This window comes from Klebsiella sp. CN_Kp106 (genome assembly GCF_040064575.1).
Classification (GTDB): Bacteria; Pseudomonadota; Gammaproteobacteria; order Enterobacterales; family Enterobacteriaceae; genus Klebsiella; species Klebsiella michiganensis.
Map to the genome: position 1 here is coordinate 240,201 of NZ_JBEAIG010000071.1, position 25,258 is coordinate 265,458.

Consider the following 25,258-nt stretch of genomic DNA (forward strand, 5'->3'; position numbering starts at 1 on the left):
GAAATCAGGACAGCCTCAGGCCGCCCTTAACGCACCACAAAAACCGGAACATGGGCATAGCGAACGATTCCTGCCGCCTCCGACCCCAGCAGATGCGTCTGAATATTCGGGTTGCGCGAACCGATGATCACCACATCCGCTTTCAGTTCATCGGCCAGTTTGGTCACCTCATCGCGAATGTTGCCGCTGCGAATGTGAATCTGAATATCCTTTTCCGTCAGCGCGAGTTTCTTGATCAGCTCTGCCAGCTTTTCCTTAGCAGTATTAATCAGATAGTCCTCCATTTTTCGTGCATCGGAAATAAAACCGCGCGTCAGCACCGGAGAAAAAGAGGGAATGATGTGTACCAGATGAATCTGTCCCGAAGAGCTTTGCGCAAGGAATTGGGCGTGGGACAAGGCCTTGTCCGCCAGACCGATTTCAAACACATCAACCGGCACGAGGATATTTTTATACATAGAGACAATCCTTTTATTACCTAAAAAAGGTGGTGAAAACAGCCCGGGCAATGGCGCTGAGGAAAAGATCTCAAGAACAAAATCTGCAAGACGTGTAGGTATAATTAAACGTAGCACACCACGATAAACATTATTAAGTCGCCAATTAATATATTGAAAAATATCACAGAGTCAGGCGCAGCCAGACAATTCGACTACAAACCCCGTAAAATCGTCGCCATCGCCGTAATTTTTGCTCTTTTTAACATTTCCGTTTTACTACGACTATCCTCATTATCAGTGGCTTGTTCACTTTCTGTCGCCCCACAATAATTATTACGATAAGAATTTACTTAGCTAAGCGTTAGCGCTAAAGGAGGAACGATGTTCGGTTACAGTCTGTTTCGCCTGAGCCTGTTTATTGCCCTGGCAATAATCGCCTGTACGGCTACCGGTTTAATTACCTACTTCGTTGTCTCGGCCCTCGCTGAATAAATACAGCGATTGTGAATAATATGTAAAATATAGCCTTTTACTTCGAGGGGAATACAGTGAACCGTTATTTTTCTCTCATTCCGCTTGTTATTTTAATAACAACGGCTTGCGATCGGAAAGCGCCTGAAATTACGCCGTTACCGCGGATGGTCAAAGTCGCCGAGGTGGTGGCTATCGGTGATGCGCAGCAGCGCGTATTTCCCGCCCGCATTGAGTCCGGGGACTCCACCGATTTGTCTTTCAAACGCGGCGGCCAGATTGAATCTCTTGATGTCCGTCAGGGAGCCAATATTACTCAGGGGCAGCCCCTTGCCAGGCTCAACGCCCGGGAAGCGCAGCAGCGCGTGAATGAACGGCAAACCGCTGCCACCCTCGCCCAGCGGCAGTTCGATCGCTTCCAGACGCTGGCCGGGCGTCAGGCGATTTCAAAGGCGGAAATGGATATCCAGCAGGCCAACCGCGACGCCGCTAACGCCGCGCTGAAAATCGCCCGCGAAGAGCTGTCGCAAATGACGTTGACCGCCCCGTTCAGCGGCGTTGCCGCCAACGTGCCGGTACGTAACCACCAGGTTGTCGCCGCCGGACAGCCCATTGTGACCCTGACGCGAACCGATCTGCTCGACGTGGTGTTTAGCGTTCCGGAAAACCTCTTTACCGCGCTGGATATTCGCAACGCGCAGTATCGTCCTGTCGTCAAAATTAACGCCATGCCGGATCGCCAGTTTACCGCCGACTACAAAGAACATACCGGCAGCAGCGACAGCAGCACGCTCACCTGGCAAATCATACTGACTATGCCGCGGCCGGCCGACTTTCCCTCGGTGGGCGGCGTTAGCGGAACGGTGACGGTCAATCTGGCAAACCTGCCCGCCAGCGCCGGTCAAAACGCGGTGGTGGTGCCGGTTGAAGCGGTGTTTAACCCGGATAATCGCCCGCGCAATGAGCCCCACGTCTGGGTGGTACAGGGCAGCGGCGACCAGCTCAAGCTGGAAGAGAGAAAAGTCGGCGTGGGCCCGGTGACCTCTCAGGGCGTGGTGATTACCGAAGGGCTCAGCGTCGGCGAGCGCGTAGTGGCGGCAGGCGTCAGCGAATTACATGCGCAACAGCCGGTTCGTATCTGGACGCGTGAACGAGGTTTGTAATGGATATTTCCCGCCAGTTTATTAACAACCCGGTCCGCGTCTGGCTGACCATTTTGCTGCTGGGCATCGGCGGGATCTTCGCTCTGCTGAATATTGGCCGCCTGGAAGATCCGGCGTTTACCATCAAAACCGCGGTGGTGGTCACCCACTATCCCGGCGCGTCGGCGCAGCAGGTGGAAGAAGAAGTCACCCTGCCGCTGGAAAACGCGCTGCAGCAGCTGCCGTATCTCGACAACGTCAGCTCAATTTCCTCCAACGGCCTGTCGCAAATTACCGTCAATATCGCCTCGCGCTACCACTCCCGCGAGCTGCCGCAAATCTGGGATGAACTGCGCCGCCGGGTGGGCGACGCCGCCCGCCAGTTCCCTCCCGGCGTCGCCGCTCCGTTTGTGAACGACGATTTTGGCGATGTCTTTGGCTTCTTCTTTGCCCTCTCCGGCGAGAGCTTTACCAACCCTGAGCTGGTTCGCTATGCCGAACAGCTGCGTCGCGAACTGGTGCTGGTCCCCGGCGTCGGCAAAGTCGCCATCGGCGGGGCGATCCCCCAGCAGATCAACATCGATATCTCGCTGGCGAAAATGGCCGCCCGCGGAATCACGCTCAACCAGCTGGCGGCGATACTGAGCAGGTTGAACGTGGTGTCTAACGCCGGTGAGATTAAATCCGGCAGCGAATCGATTCGCCTGCATCCCACGGGCGAGTTTGCCAACCTCGACGAGCTTGGCGACCTGTTAATCAGCCCGCACGGCTCGGTAACGGCGACGCGGCTGCGCGATATTGCCACCCTCTCGCGCGGGCTGAGCGAATCGCCTTCCAGCATTTACCACGCCAACGGCCGACAGGCGGTCACTATGGGGGTGTCGTTTATACCCGGGGTTAACGTGATTGACGTTGGCCGCGCGCTGGAAAGCAAGCTGGAGCAGATGTCGGCGGAAAAACCGGCCGGAATCAACATTGACCTGTTCTACGATCAGGCGGCGGAAGTCGCCCATTCGGTCAACGGCTTTATCACCAACTTCCTGATGGCGCTGGCGATTGTGGTTGGCGTGCTGCTGATCTTTATGGGCGTACGCAGCGGCATTATTATCGCCCTGTCGCTGGCGCTCAACGTGCTCGGTACGCTGCTGATCATGTACCTGTGGGGTATCGAGCTGCAGCGTATCTCGCTGGGGGCGTTGATTATCGCCCTGAGCATGCTGGTCGATAACGCTATCGTCATCGTCGAAGGCGTGCTGATCGCCCGCCAGCAGGGGTCAACGCTGCTCATGGCGATTAACTATGTGATCCGCCGTTCGGCGCTGCCGCTGCTGGGGGCCACGGTGATTGCCATTCTCGCCTTTGCGCCGATTGGCCTGTCGCAGGACTCGACCGGCGAATACTGTAAATCGCTGTTCCAGGTGCTGCTGATTTCGCTCATGCTGAGCTGGTTCTCGGCGCTGACCATTACCCCGGTGCTGATTAAATGGTGGCTGTTTAAAAATCAATCGCAGCCGGTGGCGCAGGCCGACGCCAATCCGTACGGCGGGCGCTTTTACCGTCTGTACCAGCAGGCTCTGCGTGCTCTTCTGCTGCGCAAAACCATTACGCTGACCGTCATGGCGGCGCTGCTGGCCGCCGCTATCTGGGGATTCGGCTCGGTGCGGCAAAACTTTTTCCCCTCGTCAAATACGCCGATTTTCTTTGTCGATCTCTGGCTACCCTACGGTACCGATATCGCGACCACCGAAAAGATGACCAGCGATATTGAGACCACCATTAACGGCCAGCCGGGCGTGGTCACCACCGTGGCCACCGTCGGTCAGGGCAGCATGCGGTTTATCCTCACCTACAGCGGGCAACGGCAGTACAGCAACTATGCGCAGATCATGGTGCGCATGGACGACCAGCGCAGCATTGCCGCCCTGACGCAGCATGTGGATCGCTATATTGCGCGCAACTACCCGCAGGTGAACGCCAGCACGAAGCGCGTGATGTTCGGTCCCTCCGGCGACAGCGCCATCGAGGTGCGGATTAAAGGTCCGGACCCCGACCGTCTGCGCCTGCTCGCCAGCCAGGTTGGCGATATCCTCTCCGCGGACCCGGCCACCGACGGCGTTCGCAACGACTGGCAAAACCGTAGCAAAGTTATTCGTCCGCAGTACTCCCCCGCGCTTGGGCGCGAGTTAGGCGTTGATAAACAGGATATTGATAACGCCCTGGAGATGAACTTCTCCGGCAGCCGCGTTGGATTGTACCGTGAGGGGGCCGACCTGCTGCCGACGATCGTCCGCCCGCCAGCCGCCGAGCACCAGGACGCGAATCACCTGAATAACGTGCTGGTCTGGAGCCAGAGCCGCCAGCAGTATATTCCGCTCAGTAACGTGGTCAGCGGCTTTCACCTAGAATGGGAAGATCCGCTGATTCTGCGCCGCGATCGCAGCCGGGTGCTGACGGTACAGACCGATCCCGACCCGCTCAGCCACCAGACGTCGGGGGATATCCTGTCCCGCGTGAAGCCGCAGATTGATGCGCTCGCTCTGCCGCACGGTTACAGCATTGAGTGGGGTGGCGATGCGGAGAACTCCAGCGAGGCGCAGCAGGGGCTGTTTACTACCCTGCCGCTGGGTTACCTGGTGATGTTTGTCATCACCGTCCTGATGTTCAGTTCGCTGAAAAATGCGATCGCCATCTGGCTGACCGTGCCGCTGGCGCTGATTGGCGTAACGCCGGGTTTTTTAATCACCGGGATCCCTTTTGGGTTTATGGCGTTAATCGGTCTGCTGAGCCTGAGCGGAATGCTGATCCGTAACGGCATCGTGCTGGTAGAAGAGATTGAACAGCAGAAACAGGAAAAAGCGCAGCAGGATGCGATTATTGATGCCGCCACTTCGCGTCTGCGCCCTATCCTGCTGACGGCGTTTACCACCGTGCTCGGCCTGGCGCCTTTATTACTCGACGTTTTCTTCCAGAGCATGGCGGTCGTTATCATGTTTGGTCTGGGTTTTGCTACTATTCTGACGCTGCTGGTTCTGCCGGTAATCTACGCCTGTTTCCACAATCAGAATATGAAGCGACAACCATGAACAGTACCGGATTAAATATTATTAAAACGCTGGGATGCATGACGGCGGTGACCTTCTTCACCATTTACAACACCTGGGATAGCTATGATTATGACTATCACTGGATCCTCGGGTTTTTGACGTTTATTTCCACTATCGCCACGCCGCTGTTTTTTGTGGTGGCGGGCTATCTGGATTCACAATCTCGCCACGACTCACAATGGCAGTTGGGCAAAATCAAAAGCGTGGTGATCGTCTTTCTGTTCTGGATGACGGTGTACTATCTCTGGGAGCCCTACCAGCGCGGCTATCTTATCCAGCCGTGGTTTGTATTTGCGTTTATCGTCATTTACACCTTTCACCCGGTTATCGAGTGGCTCAGCCAAAGACGCACAGCGTTCTTTGCCGCGGTGTTCACGCTGCTGCTGCTCTCGTATGGTTACGATCTTTTGTCCGCGCTGTACCCGGATGTTCATGCGCTGAGCCTGGCGCCGCAGTACCGCCTGTGGACCTGGCTGCTGTTTTATCTGACCGGTCAGCTGTTCAGCGACCCGCTGGTCGCCGACTGGCTCAGGCGAGAAAAAGTGGTCAAAGGCGCGATGATCGCCATTCCGTTTATTTACCTTTTTACCTGGTTTTACGAGCGGCATTTCTTTTTCGCCCTGTTTAAGGCCGACAGAAATGCGTTCATTCTGACCGGTTCACAAATCTATATTCTGGTGGTTGCGCTGGTTATTGCCGCCAACGGCGTGCGGTTTCGCAAAAACAGCGAGTTTAAAGAGACCCTTCTCGCCACCATTAGCAAAACGATGACCGGCGTCTATATTCTCCACTACTCCGTTTTTCACCTGCTCACCGCGTTTATCCCGATTAACTCGCTGGGGACAAAATTAATGCTGATTGTCCTTACGTTTATCACTTCGGTACTGATTTCGATGCTCGCGCTGTCCAATTCGGTGGTCAAAAAAGTGATTACGATTTGACGCTCGCCGGTTCAGGTCATGGCCGCCTGCGCATTTAAAAACCGTAGCGCAGCCAGGCAAACAGTACGTTGCCGTTATTATAGGTGCCGGGAATATAGGTGAACTGCACGCTCAGACGGCGGTAGCTGGCGGAGAAGAGCGGCAAAATAATCGGCAGAGGTACGTAGTTGGCAAAGTCATCGCGGGCGGTGATCCCGGCGGTGACGCCAAGACCCAGGCGAAAGTCACGACGGCTATCAAGATACCAGCCCTTTTCCCAGCCGTAGCCAACAATCGGCTGCCACTCGTTGTGCGAATCTTTGAACATCATGGCGTAGAGCGAGCTCCAGTTACCCTCCGCGTTATATCTGGAAACGCCGAAACCTCCACCCCACGGCATTTCATTATAGTTATCCGTTTTCTCTTTATCGTACATAAAGCGGTTGTGCCAGCTGAGAAACGGCAGATATAAATCGTAGTTTTGCGGCTCATTCCAGGTCTGCGAGACGTCGTTTTTCAACCAGCTCCACCAGCCGCTGATGCGCTGCTCGCCATAGACCTTCGTTTCAGCCTGTACCGACAAGGCGAAAATAAACGCTATTCCCCACGCTAGCCGCAGACAACGTCGCATCGTTTTATCCTTAAAGAAAGTCGCCCGGTGTTCATTCAGTTTGGGAACAAAAAACAGGCTTTGCAAATATCAACCAACAAATTTTCTGCACCGTCCCGGGCTAATTGCAAGTCCAGTTAAACGCCCGTTTCAGGACAGAGAGCGCCGCCGCGGTGATTTCATTTCCTTGCCGCTGGGATTATGATGGCGCTAATTATCCTTTCTGCCCGCAGTGATTGAGAAATAGATGGACTTCATCAGCATTATTATGTCGGCGGGGAAAACCTCCGTCGATGTGGCGCTTTATACGCTGTTGCCAATCATGGTCGTCATGCTCATCGTGATGAAATATCTGGAGGTCCGCGGGGTACTGGACGCCATCGTTCGCTGGCTCGCCCCGCTGCTTAAGCCGTTCGGCTTAACCGGGATGAGCGCTTTTGCCCTGATTCAGATGAATTTTGTCAGCTTCGCCGCCCCGCTGGCGACCCTCGCGATTATGGATAAACGCGGCGCTTCGGACCGGCATATGGCCGCCACGCTGGCGATGCTTTTCGCCATGGGTCAAGGCAACGTTTTCTACCCGTTAACGCCCTTCGGCCTGCACTGGCTGGCCTCAATCATCATTTCGATTGTCGGCGGGCTGTGCGCCGCCGCGGTCACCTGGCATATCGCCGGCCGCAGGCTATCGATGGTTGAAAACGTGCGGGCCGACGCGCTGCCTGAGGCGGAGCAAAATAGCCAGGGGATTATCGCCGTTATCAACAGCGCCGGTGCCGACGCCATCCGCCTGGCCCTCGGCGCGGTGCCCATGCTGATCCTGTCGCTGGCCATCGTCGGATTTATGCAGGCGGCAGGCCTGATTGAGATGCTCCAGCGCCTGCTGCTGCCGCTGCTGCTGTGGCTGAATATTCCGGTTAACTTCGTGCTGCCGGCGCTGGTCAAATGCGTTGCCGGCGGTACGGCCTATTTCGGCGTGGTCTCCGAGCTCGTCCAGCAGGGTAAAGCGACCGTAAGCCAGATCAACGCCTCGGCGGGCCTGCTAGTGCAAACGTTCGATCTTCCCGGCATCGGCATCTTTCTGGGCGTCAGCTCGCGCTTCGTACGCCTGTTCCGCTTCGCCGCGATTGGCGCTATCGCCGGGATCGCCATCCGCACCGTGATGCACCTCACGCTATTCTGAGGCCGCCTCCTGCGAACGGAGACAGGCAGCGATATCCGCCTGCTCGCTACAGGCGATATGATGGTTAATGCGCGCCATCATCCATGGGAAAAACGGGTTGGACGTGACGCGCATCAGCGTATCCAGCCCGACGCTCAGGGTTGAGGTTTCCCCGCGCAACGAGATCGTACCGATGCTGATCCCGTAGCGATTTTTCTCCGCCGGTTCGCGGCCATAGAGCGAGTCGGTCAGCGGGAACGGCACCGCCACGTGCGATAGTGAATACATATCCTGCGGCCAGGCGATATTCAGCGGCGTCACGGTTTCGCTTCGCGTCCCGGCAAGCGTGGTGCGGGCCACCGTCTCGTAGGTGTCGGGCGCGGCGTTGGTAATCACCGTGGTGCCGTAGGGCCGAGGCGCCGGCGGCAATAACGTATTCACCGCCGAATAGAGCGAGGGACGAAATAGCGCGCGCAAATTCGCCGCCTGGTTAATATCGAAAATCACCAGTTCGCTACCGTTATCCGGCAGATAACGGTAGAGCGAATCCACCACCGCCCGGGTGCTCACCGTTGAATCCATCACCGACTGAAAAGTTAACACCGGCGCTAGTTCAGAAAGCCGCTGACGCTGCGCTTCCTGCACGATTTGCTGCTGCAGCGCCTGCGACAACAGCCATGACTGCCTTGCCGCCTTCACCGGGAACGAATTATATTTATAGGGATTAAACTCCGGGACGACGTTCAGCCACGCCGCGCGGGCGAAAGCCGGGAATACAGAAGGCAAACCGGCCAGCCCGGCAAAACGCGCAAAGGCGGTAACGCCAATCATCGGCGACAGCAGAATGACCTGCTGCGGCCGCCGCAGCGACTTATCTTCCAGGCTATCGAGGGCGTATTTTAGCGCCAGCGCCCCGCCGTTGGAGTAGCCAACCACGTGCAGCGGCGCGTCATTCCCCGCCAACCGCGTCGCTTCGCGCACCGCAAGCCGGGTTGTCGCTATCCACTCTTCGCGGTCCACCGCGGTGAGCGCGCCGGGGGCGGTACCGTGTCCAGGCAGCCGCGGCGCGACGGCAACAAATCCCAGCTGCTGATAGCGCTGCGCCAGATAATGTACGCTGTAGGGCGAATCCGTCAGGCCGTGCAGCAGCACCGCCGCGCCGCGCGGTTTGCCCTGCGGCAGCAAAATAAAGGAGCGGTTCCAGTCGGGATGAAACTTATCCGGATAGACCAGGCTTTGCGCGTAAAAGCGGTTAATGGCCGTTTTTTCATCGTCGCTCAACGTGTCGGTAATGCTGCTTTTCATATCGCGGAAAATCGCCGCTTCCCGCGTCTGGTATTCGGCAAAAGTGGCGCGGTCAATCTCGCTGGCGCTCATTTCATTCGCCGTCCAGGTATGCCAGCGGTGCAGCGCCGGACCGCGCTGCGATTCGTAAATACGGCCAATAAAAAAGACGATCACGACCACCAGCAGCCCAATGATGGCTTTTTTCGCCACCGAGACTAATCTTAATCCCGACTTATTCAGCAGCCGGGTAAAACGCATCATTGCCATATTTCTGTCCGAATTATCTCTTTAGCTGCCAGGGCGGGCTATTATGCAGAAGGAATCCGATCCTGCGATTCACTTATTAAACATAGACTAAACCAACCGCCTGTTCTTATTGTCAGATGAGGAGCAAACATGAATTATCGCCGGAGTGTAACAGGTCAGGAATAAACAAATGGAATGGTGGATTAAGAAACTACGCGAGGCCTCGACGTCTACACATACCCACGCGGTTCTGCAAAGCGGCCAGCTAACCATCATTGCGGAACTCACTTCCTGCGGCCGGCGTCTACAGGAGGGCGATAAGCTGACGCCGTTGGCTAACGCCCTGTACTGCATTAACGACAATAAGTCGATCACCCTAAAAGTGCTCAACGCCACGCATTTCAGCGCTGAACGCTGGGGCGCCATCGCGAATATCACCGCGCATTAATCGACATCCCCCAGCATCAACTGGTTCTAATCTCAGTACTTTCTTAACTAAGCGGGTTAAATTGTCCTGCGCCTTTTTCAGTCTGTGACATACTAAGCAAAACGTCAGCAGAGCAGAAACAAGGAGTACGTCATGAATCAGAAAGCCGCCAGGCTGACCCCAGAACAGGCGCTTACGCAGCTCGAAGCGCTTTATGAAAAATCGGTCAATGCGCTGCGTAAAGCCCTCGGCGATTATATTCACCATAATATCCTCCCCGAGAATAGCGCCCGTGCGGAAGGACTGTTCGTTTACCCGCAGCTGTCGGTATCGTGGGACGGAGCAGAACATAAAGCGTTAAAAACCCGGGCCTGGGGTCGTTTCACCCATAGCGGTTGCTATACCACCACCATCACCAACCCTAAACTGTTTCGCGCCTATCTGCTGGAGCAGCTCACCATGCTGTATCAGGATTACGATGCCGCGATTACCGTCGGGCTGTCGCAGCATGAGATCCCCTATCCGTACGTTATTGATGGCTCTGAACTCACGCTCGATCGCTCAATGAGCGCCGGCCTGACGCGTTTTTTCCCCACCACCGAGCTGTCGCAAATTGGCGATGAAACCGCCGATGGCCTGTTTCATTCGACGGAATACTATCCACTTTCCCACTTCGACGCCCGCCGCGTCGATTTCTCGCTGGCGCGCCTGCGCCACTATACCGGCACGCCGGTTGACCATTTCCAGCCGTATATGCTGTTTACCAACTACACCCGCTACGTCGATGAGTTCGTGCGCTGGGGCTGTAGCCAAATTCTCGATCCCGAGAGTCCCTATATCGCCCTCTCCTGCGCGGGCGGGATCTGGATAACGGCGGACACGGAGGCGCCGGAGGAAGCGATTTCCGATCTGGCGTGGAAAAAGCATCAGATGCCCGCCTGGCACCTGATAACCAAAGACGGACAGGGGATCACGCTGATTAATATTGGCGTCGGCCCGGCAAATGCCAAAAATATCTGCGACCATCTGGCGGTGCTGCGTCCGGACGTCTGGCTGATGATTGGCCACTGCGGCGGCCTGCGTGAAAGCCAGAATATCGGCGACTACGTGCTGGCCCATGCCTATCTGCGCGACGACCACGTGCTGGATGCGGTACTGCCGCCGGATATCCCAATTCCGAGCATCGCCGAAGTTCAGCGCGCGCTCTACGACGCCACGAAGCAGGTCAGCGGCATGCCGGGCGAAGAGGTAAAACAGCGGCTGCGTACCGGAACGGTGGTCACTACCGACGATCGCAACTGGGAGCTGCGCTACTCGGCCTCAGCGCTGCGCTTTAACCTCAGCCGCGCGGTGGCTATCGATATGGAAAGCGCAACCATTGCCGCCCAGGGCTATCGCTTCCGCGTTCCTTACGGCACCCTGCTGTGCGTCTCCGATAAACCGCTGCACGGCGAGATTAAGCTGCCGGGACAGGCTAACCGATTCTATGAAGGGGCCATTTCCGAACATTTGCAGATTGGTATTCGGGCGATTGACCTGCTGCGCGCCGAAGGCGACCACATGCATTCGCGCAAGCTGAGAACCTTCAACGAACCGCCGTTCCGCTAAGCGCTGATATCATACGAGCAGAATACACTCAGTCCGGATCGCGTGAAATATTTACGCGGCCACCAGCCGGACTGAGCGTTATAAAATAAAGCGTTTATTTTTGTTAGGGGTAAAAATTTCTCAGAACACATCCATACGGTATATCCGCGCAATATTATTATTGCTATGCCAATTAAAAAATAAACATTTTATTAACACATCAGCATCATTTGCCCCGTGGTCATAAAACGCCCAGCCGGGGTCTGATTAACACTTGAATTGAGTCTTGTAACCTATTAAATTAATTAGATAAATTCACACGGAACAAAAAAGCGGTACAAAATAGCCAGCACCAGGGAGAGATCAAAATAATCAAAGAGTTACCTATGGGCGCTACTCTACTCTGGAATCATCCTTTAATAGCGACAGGTTGTCTGCAACAAATACCTTGTTACTAAATTACCAGAGATAAAATTGCGCATGTCGACAGTAAGCAACCATGGATATGCTTATCTATCGCGACCGGCAATGTACTATTTTCGTAAAAGTATGGACGACAGCTTTATGAAATTAACCGTAGGGAATATCCGCCTGTTTATTTTATTAGCAACTCTTTTTTTCTGGACTGCCGCGATCGGGCTAATTTCCCTTATTGTATCCTGGTTTTAAGACCCTGACGGTGCGCAGGGAATGTTCTTGTGCCCCGGCGTTGCCATCATCGTGGCTATGGAATAGAAAGCAAAAAGCCCGCTTAAGTTTCCTTAAGCGGGCTTCTTAAATATGGCTCCTCTGACTGGACTCGAACCAGTGACATACGGATTAACAGTCCGCCGTTCTACCGACTGAACTACAGAGGAATCGTTTGAACGAGGCGCATATTATCGATGGCGCCCCACCTTGTCAAAGGCTGTTTTCACATTTCAAACCGTTTGCCGAATAATTCTCCACTTTGGGCGAAAAGTCCCGTTTCGCCCACCGCATGTTACGTTTCTTCAACCTGCGCGCGGGTCTCGTCGGCCTGCGCTTTCGTTCGCGGGTACTTCCACAGCCAGCGCCCGCTGACCATCCGGCAGTAAAACAAAACGCCGCGCACCGCCCAGTCAAGCACCATACCCAGCCAGACGCCGATCACCCCCATGCCCAGCACAATCCCCAGCGTGTAGCCCGCCACCACGCGACAGCCCCACATGCCGAGCATTGAGACCCACATGGTGTAACGCACGTCACGCGCCCCTTTAAAGGCGCACGGCAGCGTCCAGGCCATCGCCCAGATCGGCATAAAGAAGGCGTTCAGCCACAGCAGCTCTTTCACCACCACTTTGACGTCCTCTTCGCTGGTATAGAACGAGGCGATCAGGCCGGCAAGCGGCGCGGTTCCCCAGGCGATCGCCGTCAAAATGATGGTCGACAGCCAGAAGACGTGCCACGCCTGACGCTCCGCCTGAGCGATCTGCCCTTTTCCGAGGCGTCGGCCGGTGATAATAGTCGATGCTGAACCGAGCGCGTTCCCCGGCAGGTTGATCAGCGCGGCCACGGAGAAAGCGATAAAGTTACCGGCAATCACGTTGGTCCCCATCCCGGCAACAAACATCTGCGTCAGCAGCTTACCGCCGTTGAACAAAACCGATTCAATGCTGGCGGGGATCCCGATGCCCATCACTTCCCAGATAATGGCGAAGTTAAACGGCTTAAAATAGCTCTTCAGCGAAATGCGCAGCGCCGGGTTAAAACCGATCATTAGCACCCAAATGGTGGCCACCGCGCCAATGTAGCGGGCAATCGTTAATCCCAGCCCCGCCCCGACAAACCCCATGCCGGGCCACGAGAAAATGCCGTAAATCAGGATGCTGCTGATAATAATATTGAGGATATTCATCCCGCCGTTGATCAGCAGCGGAATTTTGGTGGTCCCGGCGCCGCGCAGCGCGCCGCTGCCGATCAGGGCAATTGCCGCCGCCGGATAGCTCAGCACCGTCAGCTCCAGATAGGTCAGCGCCAGACCCTTTACCTCTTCTGTCGCATCCCCGGCGACAAAATTAATGATTTCCGCGCCGAAGGCATGGATGACCGCCGCGAGAATAATCGAGAACAGGGTCATTATCGCCAGCGACTGGCGCGCTGCCGCCCTTGCCCGCCGCCGGTCCCGTTTGCCCAGGCTAAACGCCACCACCACGGTCGTACCGAGGTCGATGGCGGCAAAAAAGGACATGATCACCATATTGAAGCTGTCGGCCAGGCCTACGCCCGCCATGGCCTCTTTACCGAGCCAGCTGACCAAAAAAGTACTCAACACGCCCATCAGCAATACGCAGGCGTTTTCCAGCAAAATGGGGACCGCAAGCGGGCTGATTTCACGCCAGTAGAGGACGCGATAGCTCTTGCGTTTTTTAAACCAGGACGTGCGTTCGACGGACTGGCGTAATGCGGCGGTGACGTTCAAGGGAGACCTTAGTGAGAAAAGTTGAAACTACATTTCAAATGATGATAGAGAAAAGCTAATCCTGCAAAGCATTTTTCCCGATAAATTGTCGATAATGGCGACAATTTGTTGATGGATGCGCCAGTTGAGCCTCGGACGGCGAATAGATGTTTGACAAAAGTTTTTTCGCCGCTAAGATACGACTCCACAACGATTCCTCTGTAGTTCAGTCGGTAGAACGGCGGACTGTTAATCCGTATGTCACTGGTTCGAGTCCAGTCAGAGGAGCCAAATTCTTGTTTTCATGCCTCTTTGCGAATCCTTATGTGATTTAGATTCAATAAGTTAGCGCGAAAAATCTTCCCGATGCATTTTTAGTTTTTCCTCCGCATCGGGAGAATTTGGTGGTCAGATTTGGGGTCATGTTGGTTCGATGACGGAGTGACCCCCAAATGTCTCTTAACGACACAAAAATCCGCAACTTAAAACCATCCGCTAAACCCTTCAAAATTTCCGATTCCCATGGTCTGTACCTGTTGGTTAATCCAGGCGGTTCACGTCTCTGGTATCTCAAATATCGTATCAATAGAAAAGAATCTCGCCTTGGCTTAGGCGCCTACCCTGACGTGTCTTTAGCTAATGCTCGTCAACAGCGTGATGGTATCCGTAAACTCCTCGCGCAAAATATCAATCCAGCACAACAGCGCTCTGCTGAAAGAACCACTTCCACACCAGAAAAAACCTTCAAACATGTGGCACTGGAGTGGCATAACAGCAACCGAACATGGTCTGAGAACCACGCATCCCGCCTGCTTGCCAGAATGAACAATCATATATTCCCTGTGATTGGACACTTGCCGGTAGCTGAACTGAAACCTCGTCACTTTATCGACCTGCTGAAAAGCATTGAGAAAAAAGGTCTGCTGGAAGTCGCAGCACGTACCCGGCAGCATATGTGCAACATAATGCGTCATGCTGTGCATCAGGAGTTGATAGAGCACAATCCCGCGGCAAATCTGGAGGGTATCATCGCCCCGCCAGTTAAACGTCATTACCCCGCCCTTCAGTTGGAGCGACTACCGGAACTGTTGACTCGCATTGAGGACTACAAGCAAGGACGAGAGTTAACCCGCCTGGCTGTCTCACTCACCCTTCACCTATTCATCCGTTCCAGCGAACTGCGTTTCGCCCGTTGGTTTGAGATCGATTTCAAAAATAGAATCTGGACCATTCCTGCCACTCGCGAGTCCATCCCCGGCGTCCGCTACTCTGGCCGTGGTGCAAAAATGCGTACTCCACATATCGTTCCACTCTCCTGTCAGTCTATTGCTATTCTGAAACAGATACGGGAAATATCCGGACATCAGGAACTTATATTCCCCGGCGATCATAATCCGTATAAACCGATGTGCGAAAACACGGTCAATAAGGCGCTACGCCTGATGGGCTATGACACAAAAGATGAAATCTGCGGCCACGGATTTCGGGCAATGGCATGTAGTGCCCTGATGGAGTCTGGCCTATGGGCGCAGGATGCGGTTGAACGGCAGATGAGTCACCAGGAGCGTAACAGCGTTCGAGCGGCTTACATCCATAAAGCAGAATATCTCGATACCCGTAAAGCGATGATGCAATGGTGGTCAGATTATTTGGACAGATGCAGAGAGGAATTCGTGCCACCCTATGTCAGGGGCCGCCAGTAGCAGATGGTATGAACCTTAGGATGTGACTAATTGGTAATTTTGAAAAAGGGTTCAGCTAATGGACCCTGTTTTAATTTGCATAAACAGCCATAGAAATGATCGGTCCACAGTCATTTCTCATAGCCAGATAGGCATTCTCACCACGCATTTTTTGCCGCAGGATATCTCGGTAACATCAGAAATGTGGAAACAAGATCTGGTTGAGGCGAAAAGTTCATTTAACTCAACAATCCTCCCTGAGGTTATTATCATAGTGCCGTTTGATTTCGGATAAACCATGGCATACTGCCAATGTATGCGGGGAATTGCTTTTATTAACCGTCTCTTAAACATTGAGACCATTTATTATGAGCTTTCTGTATCACATCCCCAGCACGTTCATCTCACTTGATTATTTGCAAATAAAACCCCTTCAAATAACTGCCCTTGCCAAAATAAACAATCTTAAACTCCATACAGAAGATCAAGCTCAGAGCTAATTTCTACCTGACCGCAAAAAATCAAGGTTATTTCACTGTTCAAACGAACAAACCATCAGAGCTGCCAGGTGAAACTAAAAGTGAGAGCTACGTAACGTTCCCTTAACACGACAATTGACGAATTTATTATGGTGGGTATTGTTTATACCTTACAAACGAGCAAACAAAACTGATCATATGAGCAAAAAGTTGAGTATCTAAAACCATAACCCAGTTTGCTTGTCATTCAGTTATCGCTTTCAGCTCTGTCATTTCTTAACGATAGTTCAGAGGTAGTTCAATGAAACAGGACCTTGTTGCGGGTATAGATTCCTCCACCCAGTCTTGTACCGTCATGCTGCGTAGTCTTGAAAATGGAAAGGTGATCGCACAGGCTCGTAAGTTGCACCCACCGACCACGCCGCCGTGTAGCGAGCAGGATCCGCAAGCCTGGTGGGATGCATTAGTCTCCGCGCTCACTGAATTAAAACAATGGTGGCCACGTATTGCAGGTCTGGCTGTCGGTGGTCAGGGGCACGGCCTCGTCATGCTTGATAATCACGATCGCCCGCTGCGTCCTGCGAAGCTGTGGAATGACACGGAGTCTGCACCGCAGGCGCGTGAATTGTGCGAGAAGATTGCTCCGGAAGAATGGGCACGCCTGACGGGTTCCGTTCCGGGGCCGGCAATGACCATTTCTAAACTGGCCTGGACAGAACAAAATTATCCGGGGCTGCTGGAAAAAGCCCACCGCATCATGCTGCCGTTTGATTATCTGGTTTACCGTCTGAGCGGTAGCTTTGTGTGCGAGCGCGGCGGGGCATCCGGTACGGGTTACTTCAACCCCTTCACCAATAGCTGGGAACCACAGCTGGCAGCGGTGGTTAACAGTCAAATTGACTGGATTTCCCGCTGGCCCACTATCATCCCGTCGCATCAACCTGCAGGCGTGGTGAAGTTGATGCCTGAGCTGGAGGAACTGGCGGGTGCAATCGTGGGTGTCGGGACCGGCGATAACATGTCCGCCGCGTTAGGGATGAACCTGAAAACCGGTGATACCGGTATCTCTATCGGGACCAGCGGTACGTTATATGGCATCACCAACAAGGGGATGACCGACAGCACCGGCACCATCAACGGTTATGCCGATGCGGCCGATCGCTTTATCCCCATGATTACTACACTGAACTCCGCCAAAGTCACTGATACGTTTCGCAAAATACTGCGCGTTACCCCTGACGAATTCGACGAGCTCGCGCTGAGTTCGCCACCCGGCGCCAACGGTCTTCAGCTTGTTCCGTGGCTGGACGGCGAGCGTACCCCCAACCTTCCTGACGCCACGGGACACATGCGCGGATTACGTACCACCACAACGATGCAGGATATGGCTCGCGCCACCGTGGAAGGCGTACTGTGCGGCCTGCTGGCGGGCGGTCTGGTACTGAAACAACATGGCTTCACTGACGACGGTCGCATTATTGTCACCGGCGGCGGCGCAAAGTCACGAGCCTATCGTCAGATTCTGGCTGACCTGACGGGCAAGCCCGTTTGGATTTCTCCGGTGGGTGAAACGGCAGCCGCGGGTGCAGCCATTCAGGCTGCCGCTGCCGTGCTGGGATGCACAAATATTGAAATGGCCGATCGCTGGAGTGTGCCGCTTGAGAAAGTGGCCGAGCCACAACAAGATGCGCGCCATGTCCTGGACGCTTACGTTACCTATGCCAATGCATTATCAGGAGAGCTGCAATGAGTTCAATAACTACCCCTGCAAAAATCAAACCGCCTAAGCAGCCGCTCAAAGTCCCTGCAGAAGCGGGTATCGCCGTTGTTTTCTTACTGGTCATGCTGGGCGGGTTTATCGCCACGCCTAACTTCCTGACTGTTTCGAACATGATGGTGTTGCTTCTGAACGGCGCGGTCATCGGCTTCCTTTGCCTGGGACAATCCTTTGTCCTGCTGACCGGGGGTATCGACCTCTCCTGCGGCTCCATCGTGGCGATGACCTGCGTGGTTGCGGCGTTGCTGATGGAGAAATTTGGCATTCCGTGGCAGCTTGCCGTACCCATCGTGTTGGCGGTGGGTGCGCTGAGTGGGCTGGTAAATGGTCTGATAATCGAACGCACTGGCGTGCCGCCATTCATTGTCACCTTTGCGATGATGGGGGTTGCGGCATCCATACCACAAATTATCACCGGCGCCGAATCGATACGCGTGACGCAAATTGGTTACAGCCTCATCGGTCAGTCAAAACCGCTGGGTATTCCGTTCCCTGTCATAGCGCTGCTGCTGGCCATTGTTATTGGTGTCATCTTCCTGCGCCGCACCATCACCGGGACTCACATCTATGCGGTAGGCGGTAACGCAGATGCTGCACGCTTATCGGGGATCAGCATTCCACGCATCACCCTGTTGGTGTATGCCATTTCCGGGCTTTGTGCGGCATGCGGCGGCCTGATTTATGGATCGCGTCTGATGACAGGCTATCCGACGGCGGGCCGTGGTGACGAACTGTTCTTCTCAATCGCGGGTGCGGTGGTCGGTGGCGTCAGTCTGTTTGGCGGCACTGGCAGCCTTATCGGCGCGATGATTGGCGCCATGCTTATTGCCTCAATATCGAATCTGATGAACGTGCTGAACGTCAGTGCTTACTGGCAGCCGCTGGTCATCGGCCTGATCATCCTGTTCGGCGTCACCTTCGATACCTTACGTACCTCGAAAAAAATCGTGATCCCCTGGCTCAAAGTCAGGAAGTCACGCAAAACACAACAATAACGCTTCTTAAACCCTGACCTACGTATATCCAGGAGATAAACATGAAACTCCGTACCACAATCACCGCAGGTGCAGCGATAGTCGCACTGTCCTGCATGCTCGCCGGCTGTAACCGTGAGGATACTGAAAGCACCGTGGGTGCCGGCAAAAAAACATTGGGCGTTACGCTGCCGAACCTCACCAACCCTTATTACGTTGCCATGAAAAAAAGCTTTGAAGACAATGCAGCGGCACAGGGCTTGAACGTAAAAATTTCGATTGCTGATAATGACGACGCCAAGCAACTTTCGCAGGTGCAGAACTTCATTGAACAGAAAGTGGATGCGGTCGCAGTGAACTGCGTCTCCTCAGGCCCGTGCGTGTCGATCATAAACCAGCTTAATCAGGCAAAAATTCCGGCGTTTGCCATCAACATCCTTCCGGATACCGAGGGGATGAAGCAGCAAAACGTCACGCTGGTTCAAGGTGTTCAGACCGATCAGCGTGAAGGCGGCAAGCTCATTGGCCAGCAGCTGTTGAAAGACATTGGTGAAAATGGCACGGCGACAGTGGGTATCGTGGGAGAACCAACATCCATTGCCGCAAACGCACGTGATGAAGGCTTCAGGGAAGCCGTGGCATCCAACAAAAACATTAAGTTCGTCGCGCTGGTCAATGGCAAAGTAGAAGAAACAACCTCCCTGAAAGTCACCACTGAAATGCTGCAGGGCAGGCCAGAAATTAACGTCGTGTACTCAGACACCGAACCTTCCGCGCTCGGGTCACTGGCGGCAATCCAGCAACTGGGTGTCAGTGACAAAGTGAAGCTGTATGCGTTTGTGGATAAAGAAGGCGTCAAAGCCGTTCAGAACAACAGCATATTGAAAGCCGGTGCGATTCAGGAGCCGGTTAAACTGGCTCAGTTGCTGGTTGAAAATGCCAGGAAGAGTCTGAACGGTGAACAGGTTCCAGCCATGATCAACAACCCACCGCTGCTGGTCACCAAAGACAACGCAGCATCGGTAATGGGTTCAGCATACTGACTTAAGTGAAAGGCGAAGAATGATGAATTATGTGGCGAAGCAGGTCAAAATCGGTTTTTCGGGTGTGCAGGTTCTCCACGGTGTGGATTTCAGCGTAAAGCCTGGCGAGATCCACGGCCTCTTTGGCCATAATGGAGCGGGTAAATCAACGCTACTGAAAATCCTGGCGGGCGTTAACACGCAGGATAGTGGAGAGCTGATGATCGGCGAAACGCCGGTGCACCTTGCTTCGCCACGGGATGCACTCAACAAAGGTATTGCTTGTGTGTATCAGGAACTCCGTCTCATTCCCGGCATGAGCGTCTGGCAAAACCTTTTTCTCGGACGTGAATGTCGTAAAGGCAGTGGCTTTATAGATGATGCAAGTATGATCGCGCATACTGAGAAAGTACTAAATGATTACCATCTGAGTTTCAGCGCTACCGCGCTGGTCAAAAATCTGTCACATCCTGAAAAGCAGATGCTGGAAGTGGTTTCTAACCTTGATCGCGACGCCCGTTTTCTTTTCCTCGATGAACCGACGACCGCGCTGGAAGGTGCGCAGGCAGAAGAACTGCTGCAGGCAGTACAACGAATCGCACGCGAAAAGCAGATTGGCGTAGTGCTGGTCTCTCATAAATTAGACGAAGTGTTGGGTGTTTGTGATGAAGCAACCGTCATGTGCGGCGGCCGGGTGATTTATAACGAAGGCAAAAAGACGCTGAGCAAAAGCGCCATCATTGACGCTATTGTGGGCGATGCAAATGCTTATCAGGCGCCGTCTAACAGCCGTAGTCTGATCCGCGGCGCGATGGGCAAACCCTGGCTCTCGGTCACCAACCTGCAGACTGATCGCCTGAAAGGCATCAACCTTGAGGCATATCGCGGGGAAATTTTGGGTATATACGGGCTGGCTGGCGCAGGCCGAACGCGCTTGTGCCAGACGCTGTTTGGGTTGGAAACCGTTACCGGTGGTGACATCCGGCTGGGTCACAAAGAATACCATCCTTCTTCACCGGCAAAAGCCATTGATAAGGGGATTGCTTACCTGACAGAAGAACGTAAAAAAGATGGCTTCATTCCTCAGATGTCGAGCTATGCCAACGCCATGCTGCCGGTTCTGAAAAAATTCCGTTCTGGCGGATTTGTCAGTCACAGCGCTGCGCGGCACGCCGCCGCTGAGTTGCTGAGCAAGATGAATACGCTGGGAACGCTGAGCGGACCGATTAAATCGCTTTCCGGCGGCAATCAGCAAAAAGTTCTGCTCGCCAGGGTCATTGCGCAAAACGCCAATCTGGTATTGCTGGATGAGCCGACCAAAGGCGTCGACATTGGGGCAAAAGCGGATATTTATCGCATCATTCATCAGTTGGCAGATAAAGGCTGCTGCGTCATCGTGGTATCGAGTGAGGAAGAGGAATTGCTGGACGTGGCAGATACCATTACGGTGTTCCGACAGGGTAAATGCGATGGTGTGATCATTCCTGCACGCGACCTTAAACCCGCAGATCTTCGCAAAGCCGCATGGGAGCATGCTGAAGCCCAGGCTTAGGGCACTCATTCCGAACAGAACGCATCCAACGGCCAGCTAAGCTGGCCGTTTTTGTTTCAGCATTTGATTAACGTTATAGTTGCCCTCCTGCAGAAGACCCAAACAAATTGCATCAAGTGAGTTACCCCGCATACAGGCTCTGAGCGCTGGCGCAAAATGAGTGGAAAAATTGTGCAATCTGTCATTGGCATATTTGCAACAGGGCAGATATTAAGTTGTGCAAAGTGGCTATACGGCATAGCGTAGAAGGGGCAAGAGAAATGGCAGACTTTTACATCTCGGGTATACGCAGAGACAATGCAGGGCAACACATTCAGTACGTTAAAATCATCAAAGCCGGTAATGGGGAGAAGGACGCATCAATTAACTCGCGTCAGTTTGTCGCTGAGTTGATAAATGCCGGTAAGACAAGCTTTCAAACAATTACCTACGTGAATGACAAGTGGGTTTATGGGGCAATGGTTCATGTTATTGATGGGATTTATCTCACGACTGATCCTAATGATACCAAACGCGATAACTTGGGTAATTTGCCCACTTTTTAATGATGCGATGTTATAAGCGAATGAGCGCTTCCAGCGAAGCGCTCAGTGTCATTACTCAAAATCAGCGTGTCGTTTAAACATGGTTTCACTGGTTTCACGCAGTTGGTCCATGAGTTCAAGCACGATGGCATCGTAGGTGATAAAGCAGAGTTGCTCGAAAGAGGAACCCATTGGCTGCGAAAACTGGCCCGGAGTGCGATCGTTTTCAGTTTTGACCGTTCCCGGTAATACCAGCACGCAGTTGGCCAACTGGCCAATCGCAGAGTCTTTCTTCATGGTGACCAGCGCCACGTCGACACCACACTCAACGGCTTTCTGCGCAAGGCTCTTGAGACTGCCTGTTTCGCCACTGCCTGAACCAATAATTAACAAATCACCCGCTTTCGTATGAGGTGATGAAATTTCCCCGACTACGCTGACCGAGAAGCCTAAATGCAATAAACGGTTAGCGAACGCGCGGATGGCAATACCGCTGCGCCCTGCACCTTGCAGGAAAATATGCTTCGCATTTCTAATCTGCCCGATAAATTTCTGCGCCTGACTATTGTCGATATTGAGCGCGTTTTGCTCTAGTTCCCTGAGAATACTGACAGTATTTTCTTGAACACCCATTTTCTTTTCCTCCGGTCAGGCAATTGTACGGCCACCATCCATGAGGATCGTCTGTCCCTGGATGTAAGAATTTGACTTATCAGCAAGGAAGATGGCCAGGTTTGCGACATCATCGATTGTGCCCAGACGACGGACCGGAATTTTCTCCAGTACTGCGTCTAAATCTGCCTGCGTCGGGTAATTAACACGCATCATTTCGCCGGTGTCGATAAGACGCGGCGCGATAGCGTTGACGTTAACACCTTTTGGACCCAACTCCTTTGCCAGACCACGAATAAGGCCTTCCCCCCCCGCTTTACTGGCCGGATAGCTCACACCCCCGCCGGTACCTGACAGCGCAGAACCGGAGGAGATGTAAACGATTGAACCCTGGTTAGTTAAGAAGTCATCGTAGAAGGCTTTGACCGTATTGAATAAACCCGTCAGGTTGATTGAGAGTGTTTTGTTCCACTCTTCGAAAGTAATGTCTTTGACTTTATTAGCAAAAGCGACACCTGCGTTCAAAACCAGAATGTCGATACGGCCATAAGCCTCGATAACTTTTCTGCGCACTTCAGCCAGTGCCTGCGGATCAGAGACGTCCGTTTTGACAAAGAGCGATTTAACATTGCCAAAGGTCAGTTCTTGCGCAGTTTTGATGCCATTAGCCTCGTTATAATCGACAATGACGGTATGCGCACCGCGTTCGGCGAATTGTTTTGCAATTCCTTTACCAATCCCATGCGCACCACCGGTAATTAGCGCAACTTTACCTTCAAAATGACTCATCGGTTGTTCTCCTGAATCTTTGTACTTAACGTGAGAGGAATCCCCCACGTCTGCGGTCTACATAATGATTACGCGCTCAATTAAGAGCGCGTGAATGTATGTTGGATACTTAATGCATGACAGACTTTAATGCCTGATAGCTTGCTTTAGGGTTGTCATTAAATAACGCGCCACCGACAACAATTAAATCAGCACCCGCCTCCTGTACTTTTTTCGCTATTTCCAGATTAACGCCACCGTCGACTTCAATTTGAATGTGCCGGCCAGCAATCATTTCTCTGGTTTTCCTGATTTTCTCCAGGCTTTTCTCGATGAAAGTCTGCCCGGGTTGCCCCGGGTTAATGGTCATAATCAGGATGTAATCAATATCGTCCAACAAATATTCCAGAACACTTTCAGGCGTACCCGGATTGATGACCACACCGGCTTTTCGCCCGGCCTTTTTTATTTTCTGTAAAATAAAATGCACATGCGGCGTTGATTCATAATGCACTGAGATCATTTCTGCGCCGGTATTAATAACATCATCAATATGTCTTTCAGGATTAGCCAGCATCATGTGTACGTCGAAAGTCATTTTACTGGCTTTTTTCATTGCAGAAATTTGATTCGGCCCAAAGGCAATATTATTTACGAAGGTTCCATCCATTAAATCAACATGCAATATTTCAGTGTTCTCTTCTTCTAAAAAACGGAGCTCATCTTGCAGACTTAAGATATTCGCGCCAAAAATTGATGGTAAAATCTGTGCCATGGTAAGCAAACCTCATTTTTAAAATCAATGGAATACAGTGCTCAACCAATACGTCAATACTTCCCACGGGCCAGTCAGTACAAAGTCAGTACCCTGCCCCTGCAAGCCGACGCCTGCGCCATGCAGGAATTGGGTTGCACCCGGAGCCACATACCCTCCTAAATACATCACGACAATACTGAACAGTAAGGTTGAAATAATTGAGCGGATGACGTTTCCGTTGCTGGCCATTACGGTCATGGTTGTCATATAGATGATTGACATCAGAACGCCGATGGGGAAAATCATGATCCCCGGTAAAATCAGTGCGCAAAGCATGGTCAACGGAATGGTGATAACGGTGACGGTGATGGTCGCTGGGTCGCCCAGTGCCAGGGCACAGTCCATACCGATGTTCAGTTCGGCGTCTTTACCCATCTGCTTTTGCATAATCTCTTTGGCACTTTTCCCAATTGGAGACAGTCCTTCCATCAGGACACCCACCACTTTAGGCAGGAGCACCATTACCGCAGCCACCCCCATTGCCATCGGGACAATAGTGGTCACAGGCTGTTTCGTCAGCAGTCCAAGCAGACAACCTACAATGACACCGATGATAGCGGGTTCACCAAACACCCCCAGACGTTTCTGTACGCTCTCCAAATCAACGTCGAGCTTGTTCAGGCCGGGGATCAGGTCGATAATTTTATTGACCAGCAGTGCAAAAGGTAATGTCCAGCCTATATGGATCATGGTGGTACAGGTCGTCCCTTCCAGGCCATAATATTTCTGCCAACGGGGAGCAATTAAATCGCCAATAAACAGAGCGATAACGCTAAGTGCGACTGCCACGCCAAAACCGATAAAGAAGCTGTCAAACACGAAATAGGCCAGCGCGCCGGGAACCAGGAAGTGCATATAATTCCAGATATCAACGTTCAGCGTTTTGGTTAATTTAAGACGAACAAGTAGCAAATTAAGAATAATACCCACTGGAACAACTAAAGCGGCAAAGGGTGCCACCCATGCAGCCGCGCCCACCGCAGGCCATCCGATATCAGCCACAGTGAATCCGCTTCCAAGTTTTGAATAGTAGGCAATTGCCGGCTGCAGGGACGTACTCAACAGATTAACAACCAAACCTAAACCAATGAAACCGATACCCACGGTGATACCAGACTTAATGGCAGCACCGACTTTCATGCGGAAAACCAAACCCAAAATGAAGATGACAAGTGGTAGGATTGCCGTTGCCCCCATGCTTGTTATCGTTAGCATTATATTTTTTAACATGTCCATCTT

20 protein-coding genes and 2 tRNA genes are annotated in these 25,258 nt (G+C 53.0%); 13 read left to right on the top strand and 9 right to left on the bottom strand.

The window, feature by feature from the left end; all coding sequences use genetic code 11:
• Positions 1–26 precede the first annotated feature (26 nt).
• Positions 27–458 carry a universal stress protein gene (locus ABLU96_RS27935; protein WP_014229901.1) on the bottom strand — a complete coding sequence of 144 codons (432 nt, stop codon included), beginning with the start codon at positions 456–458 and terminating at the stop codon, positions 27–29.
• 530 nt (positions 459–988) lie between these two features.
• Between ABLU96_RS27935 and ABLU96_RS27940 the strand changes: the two genes are divergently transcribed.
• The 3 genes from ABLU96_RS27940 to ABLU96_RS27950 are packed head-to-tail and all read left to right on the top strand — an operon-like array spanning position 989 to position 6,098.
• On the top strand, positions 989–2,074 hold the full coding sequence (locus tag ABLU96_RS27940; RefSeq protein WP_064405687.1) for an efflux RND transporter periplasmic adaptor subunit: 1,086 nt from the start codon (positions 989–991) through the stop codon (positions 2,072–2,074).
• A complete protein-coding gene (locus ABLU96_RS27945) occupies positions 2,074–5,136 on the top strand; it encodes an efflux RND transporter permease subunit (protein ID WP_348863057.1) in 3,063 nt (1,020 codons plus the stop codon). The genes ABLU96_RS27940 and ABLU96_RS27945 overlap by 1 nt, the downstream gene beginning before the upstream one ends.
• Positions 5,137–5,174: 38 nt before the next feature.
• Positions 5,175–6,098: an acyltransferase family protein gene (locus tag ABLU96_RS27950; RefSeq protein ID WP_160741211.1), complete on the top strand. Its 924-nt coding sequence runs from the start codon at positions 5,175–5,177 to the stop codon at positions 6,096–6,098.
• 34 nt (positions 6,099–6,132) lie between these two features.
• Here ABLU96_RS27950 and pagP read toward each other — a convergent pair whose 3' ends face one another.
• Positions 6,133–6,708 carry a lipid IV(A) palmitoyltransferase PagP gene (pagP, locus tag ABLU96_RS27955; protein WP_025106074.1) on the bottom strand — a complete coding sequence of 192 codons (576 nt, stop codon included), beginning with the start codon at positions 6,706–6,708 and terminating at the stop codon, positions 6,133–6,135.
• 226 nt (positions 6,709–6,934) lie between these two features.
• Between pagP and ABLU96_RS27960 the strand changes: the two genes are divergently transcribed.
• Positions 6,935–7,867: a nucleoside recognition domain-containing protein gene (locus tag ABLU96_RS27960; protein ID WP_014229906.1), complete on the top strand. Its 933-nt coding sequence runs from the start codon at positions 6,935–6,937 to the stop codon at positions 7,865–7,867.
• On the opposite strand, the gene ABLU96_RS27965 is transcribed toward ABLU96_RS27960, so the two are convergent.
• Entirely contained in the window at positions 7,859–9,394 is a 1,536-nt protein-coding gene (locus tag ABLU96_RS27965) for an alpha/beta fold hydrolase (protein WP_163520529.1), read from the bottom strand. The two genes, ABLU96_RS27960 and ABLU96_RS27965, sit on opposite strands and share 9 nt — an antisense overlap.
• A gap of 175 nt (positions 9,395–9,569) precedes the next feature.
• Here ABLU96_RS27965 and ABLU96_RS27970 point away from each other — a divergent pair, with 175 nt between their 5' ends.
• Complete coding sequence (locus ABLU96_RS27970; protein WP_014229908.1) at positions 9,570–9,827, top strand: histidine kinase; 258 nt, start codon at positions 9,570–9,572, stop codon at positions 9,825–9,827.
• A 132-nt stretch (positions 9,828–9,959) separates the two neighbouring features.
• The gene (locus ABLU96_RS27975; RefSeq protein WP_014229909.1) at positions 9,960–11,414 is read left to right on the top strand and encodes an AMP nucleosidase; all 1,455 of its coding nucleotides are present in this window, start codon (positions 9,960–9,962) and stop codon (positions 11,412–11,414) included.
• A 760-nt stretch (positions 11,415–12,174) separates the two neighbouring features.
• On the opposite strand, the gene ABLU96_RS27980 is transcribed toward ABLU96_RS27975, so the two are convergent.
• Positions 12,175–12,250: transfer RNA gene (locus ABLU96_RS27980), tRNA-Asn, on the bottom strand.
• Positions 12,251–12,375: 125 nt separating this feature from the next.
• The gene (locus tag ABLU96_RS27985) at positions 12,376–13,833 is read right to left on the bottom strand and encodes an EmmdR/YeeO family multidrug/toxin efflux MATE transporter (RefSeq protein ID WP_025106072.1); all 1,458 of its coding nucleotides are present in this window, start codon (positions 13,831–13,833) and stop codon (positions 12,376–12,378) included.
• A gap of 194 nt (positions 13,834–14,027) precedes the next feature.
• Between ABLU96_RS27985 and ABLU96_RS27990 the strand changes: the two genes are divergently transcribed.
• The 7 genes from ABLU96_RS27990 to ABLU96_RS28020 all read left to right on the top strand — a co-directional run bounded on the left by ABLU96_RS27990 (position 14,028) and on the right by ABLU96_RS28020 (position 21,843).
• Positions 14,028–14,103, top strand: a tRNA-Asn gene (locus ABLU96_RS27990).
• A 161-nt stretch (positions 14,104–14,264) separates the two neighbouring features.
• The gene (locus tag ABLU96_RS27995) at positions 14,265–15,515 is read left to right on the top strand and encodes an integrase arm-type DNA-binding domain-containing protein (protein WP_348863058.1); all 1,251 of its coding nucleotides are present in this window, start codon (positions 14,265–14,267) and stop codon (positions 15,513–15,515) included.
• A gap of 759 nt (positions 15,516–16,274) precedes the next feature.
• Positions 16,275–17,723, top strand: a complete 1,449-nt coding sequence (gene xylB, locus ABLU96_RS28000) for a xylulokinase (RefSeq protein WP_163520616.1) — start codon at positions 16,275–16,277, stop codon at positions 17,721–17,723.
• Entirely contained in the window at positions 17,720–18,745 is a 1,026-nt protein-coding gene (locus ABLU96_RS28005; protein ID WP_032693575.1) for an ABC transporter permease, read from the top strand. Before xylB ends, ABLU96_RS28005 begins: the two co-directional genes overlap by 4 nt.
• A gap of 41 nt (positions 18,746–18,786) precedes the next feature.
• Complete coding sequence (locus tag ABLU96_RS28010; RefSeq protein WP_047607858.1) at positions 18,787–19,767, top strand: substrate-binding domain-containing protein; 981 nt, start codon at positions 18,787–18,789, stop codon at positions 19,765–19,767.
• Between the two features lie 19 nt (positions 19,768–19,786).
• Entirely contained in the window at positions 19,787–21,298 is a 1,512-nt protein-coding gene (locus ABLU96_RS28015; protein WP_225735637.1) for a sugar ABC transporter ATP-binding protein, read from the top strand.
• A gap of 260 nt (positions 21,299–21,558) precedes the next feature.
• Entirely contained in the window at positions 21,559–21,843 is a 285-nt protein-coding gene (locus tag ABLU96_RS28020; protein WP_163520614.1) for a DUF3892 domain-containing protein, read from the top strand.
• 51 nt (positions 21,844–21,894) lie between these two features.
• On the opposite strand, the gene hxlB is transcribed toward ABLU96_RS28020, so the two are convergent.
• The 4 genes from hxlB to ABLU96_RS28040 form a co-directional block, all read right to left on the bottom strand.
• Positions 21,895–22,455 carry a 6-phospho-3-hexuloisomerase gene (gene hxlB / locus ABLU96_RS28025; protein ID WP_126795930.1) on the bottom strand — a complete coding sequence of 187 codons (561 nt, stop codon included), beginning with the start codon at positions 22,453–22,455 and terminating at the stop codon, positions 21,895–21,897.
• A 15-nt stretch (positions 22,456–22,470) separates the two neighbouring features.
• The gene (locus ABLU96_RS28030) at positions 22,471–23,223 is read right to left on the bottom strand and encodes an SDR family NAD(P)-dependent oxidoreductase (RefSeq protein ID WP_049089945.1); all 753 of its coding nucleotides are present in this window, start codon (positions 23,221–23,223) and stop codon (positions 22,471–22,473) included.
• Between the two features lie 109 nt (positions 23,224–23,332).
• Positions 23,333–23,977 (bottom strand): ribulose-phosphate 3-epimerase, encoded by a 645-nt coding sequence (gene rpe / locus ABLU96_RS28035; protein WP_024359912.1) that lies wholly within the window; start codon positions 23,975–23,977, stop codon positions 23,333–23,335.
• Positions 23,978–24,001: 24 nt separating this feature from the next.
• On the bottom strand, positions 24,002–25,255 hold the full coding sequence (locus tag ABLU96_RS28040) for a PTS transporter subunit IIC (RefSeq protein WP_020439340.1): 1,254 nt from the start codon (positions 25,253–25,255) through the stop codon (positions 24,002–24,004).
• Positions 25,256–25,258: the final 3 nt, after the last annotated feature.

Excerpts from the sequence above, each read along its gene's own strand:
- xylB (WP_163520616.1), top strand. The coding sequence starts at position 16,275 with ATGAAACAGGACCTTGTTGCGGGTATAGATTCCTCCACCCAGTCTTGT.
- ABLU96_RS28015 (WP_225735637.1), top strand. The coding sequence starts at position 19,787 with ATGATGAATTATGTGGCGAAGCAGGTCAAAATCGGTTTTTCGGGTGTG.
- ABLU96_RS28020 (WP_163520614.1), top strand. The coding sequence starts at position 21,559 with ATGGCAGACTTTTACATCTCGGGTATACGCAGAGACAATGCAGGGCAA.
- ABLU96_RS28030 (WP_049089945.1), bottom strand. The coding sequence starts at position 23,223 with ATGAGTCATTTTGAAGGTAAAGTTGCGCTAATTACCGGTGGTGCGCAT.
- ABLU96_RS27995 (WP_348863058.1), top strand. The coding sequence starts at position 14,265 with ATGTCTCTTAACGACACAAAAATCCGCAACTTAAAACCATCCGCTAAA.
- ABLU96_RS28010 (WP_047607858.1), top strand. The coding sequence starts at position 18,787 with ATGAAACTCCGTACCACAATCACCGCAGGTGCAGCGATAGTCGCACTG.
- rpe (WP_024359912.1), bottom strand. The coding sequence starts at position 23,977 with ATGGCACAGATTTTACCATCAATTTTTGGCGCGAATATCTTAAGTCTG.
- pagP (WP_025106074.1), bottom strand. The coding sequence starts at position 6,708 with ATGCGACGTTGTCTGCGGCTAGCGTGGGGAATAGCGTTTATTTTCGCC.
- ABLU96_RS27970 (WP_014229908.1), top strand. The coding sequence starts at position 9,570 with ATGGAATGGTGGATTAAGAAACTACGCGAGGCCTCGACGTCTACACAT.
- ABLU96_RS27965 (WP_163520529.1), bottom strand. The coding sequence starts at position 9,394 with ATGATGCGTTTTACCCGGCTGCTGAATAAGTCGGGATTAAGATTAGTC.
- ABLU96_RS27960 (WP_014229906.1), top strand. The coding sequence starts at position 6,935 with ATGGACTTCATCAGCATTATTATGTCGGCGGGGAAAACCTCCGTCGAT.
- ABLU96_RS27935 (WP_014229901.1), bottom strand. The coding sequence starts at position 458 with ATGTATAAAAATATCCTCGTGCCGGTTGATGTGTTTGAAATCGGTCTG.
- ABLU96_RS28040 (WP_020439340.1), bottom strand. The coding sequence starts at position 25,255 with ATGGACATGTTAAAAAATATAATGCTAACGATAACAAGCATGGGGGCA.
- ABLU96_RS27945 (WP_348863057.1), top strand. The coding sequence starts at position 2,074 with ATGGATATTTCCCGCCAGTTTATTAACAACCCGGTCCGCGTCTGGCTG.
- ABLU96_RS27950 (WP_160741211.1), top strand. The coding sequence starts at position 5,175 with ATGACGGCGGTGACCTTCTTCACCATTTACAACACCTGGGATAGCTAT.
- ABLU96_RS28005 (WP_032693575.1), top strand. The coding sequence starts at position 17,720 with ATGAGTTCAATAACTACCCCTGCAAAAATCAAACCGCCTAAGCAGCCG.
- hxlB (WP_126795930.1), bottom strand. The coding sequence starts at position 22,455 with ATGGGTGTTCAAGAAAATACTGTCAGTATTCTCAGGGAACTAGAGCAA.
- ABLU96_RS27975 (WP_014229909.1), top strand. The coding sequence starts at position 9,960 with ATGAATCAGAAAGCCGCCAGGCTGACCCCAGAACAGGCGCTTACGCAG.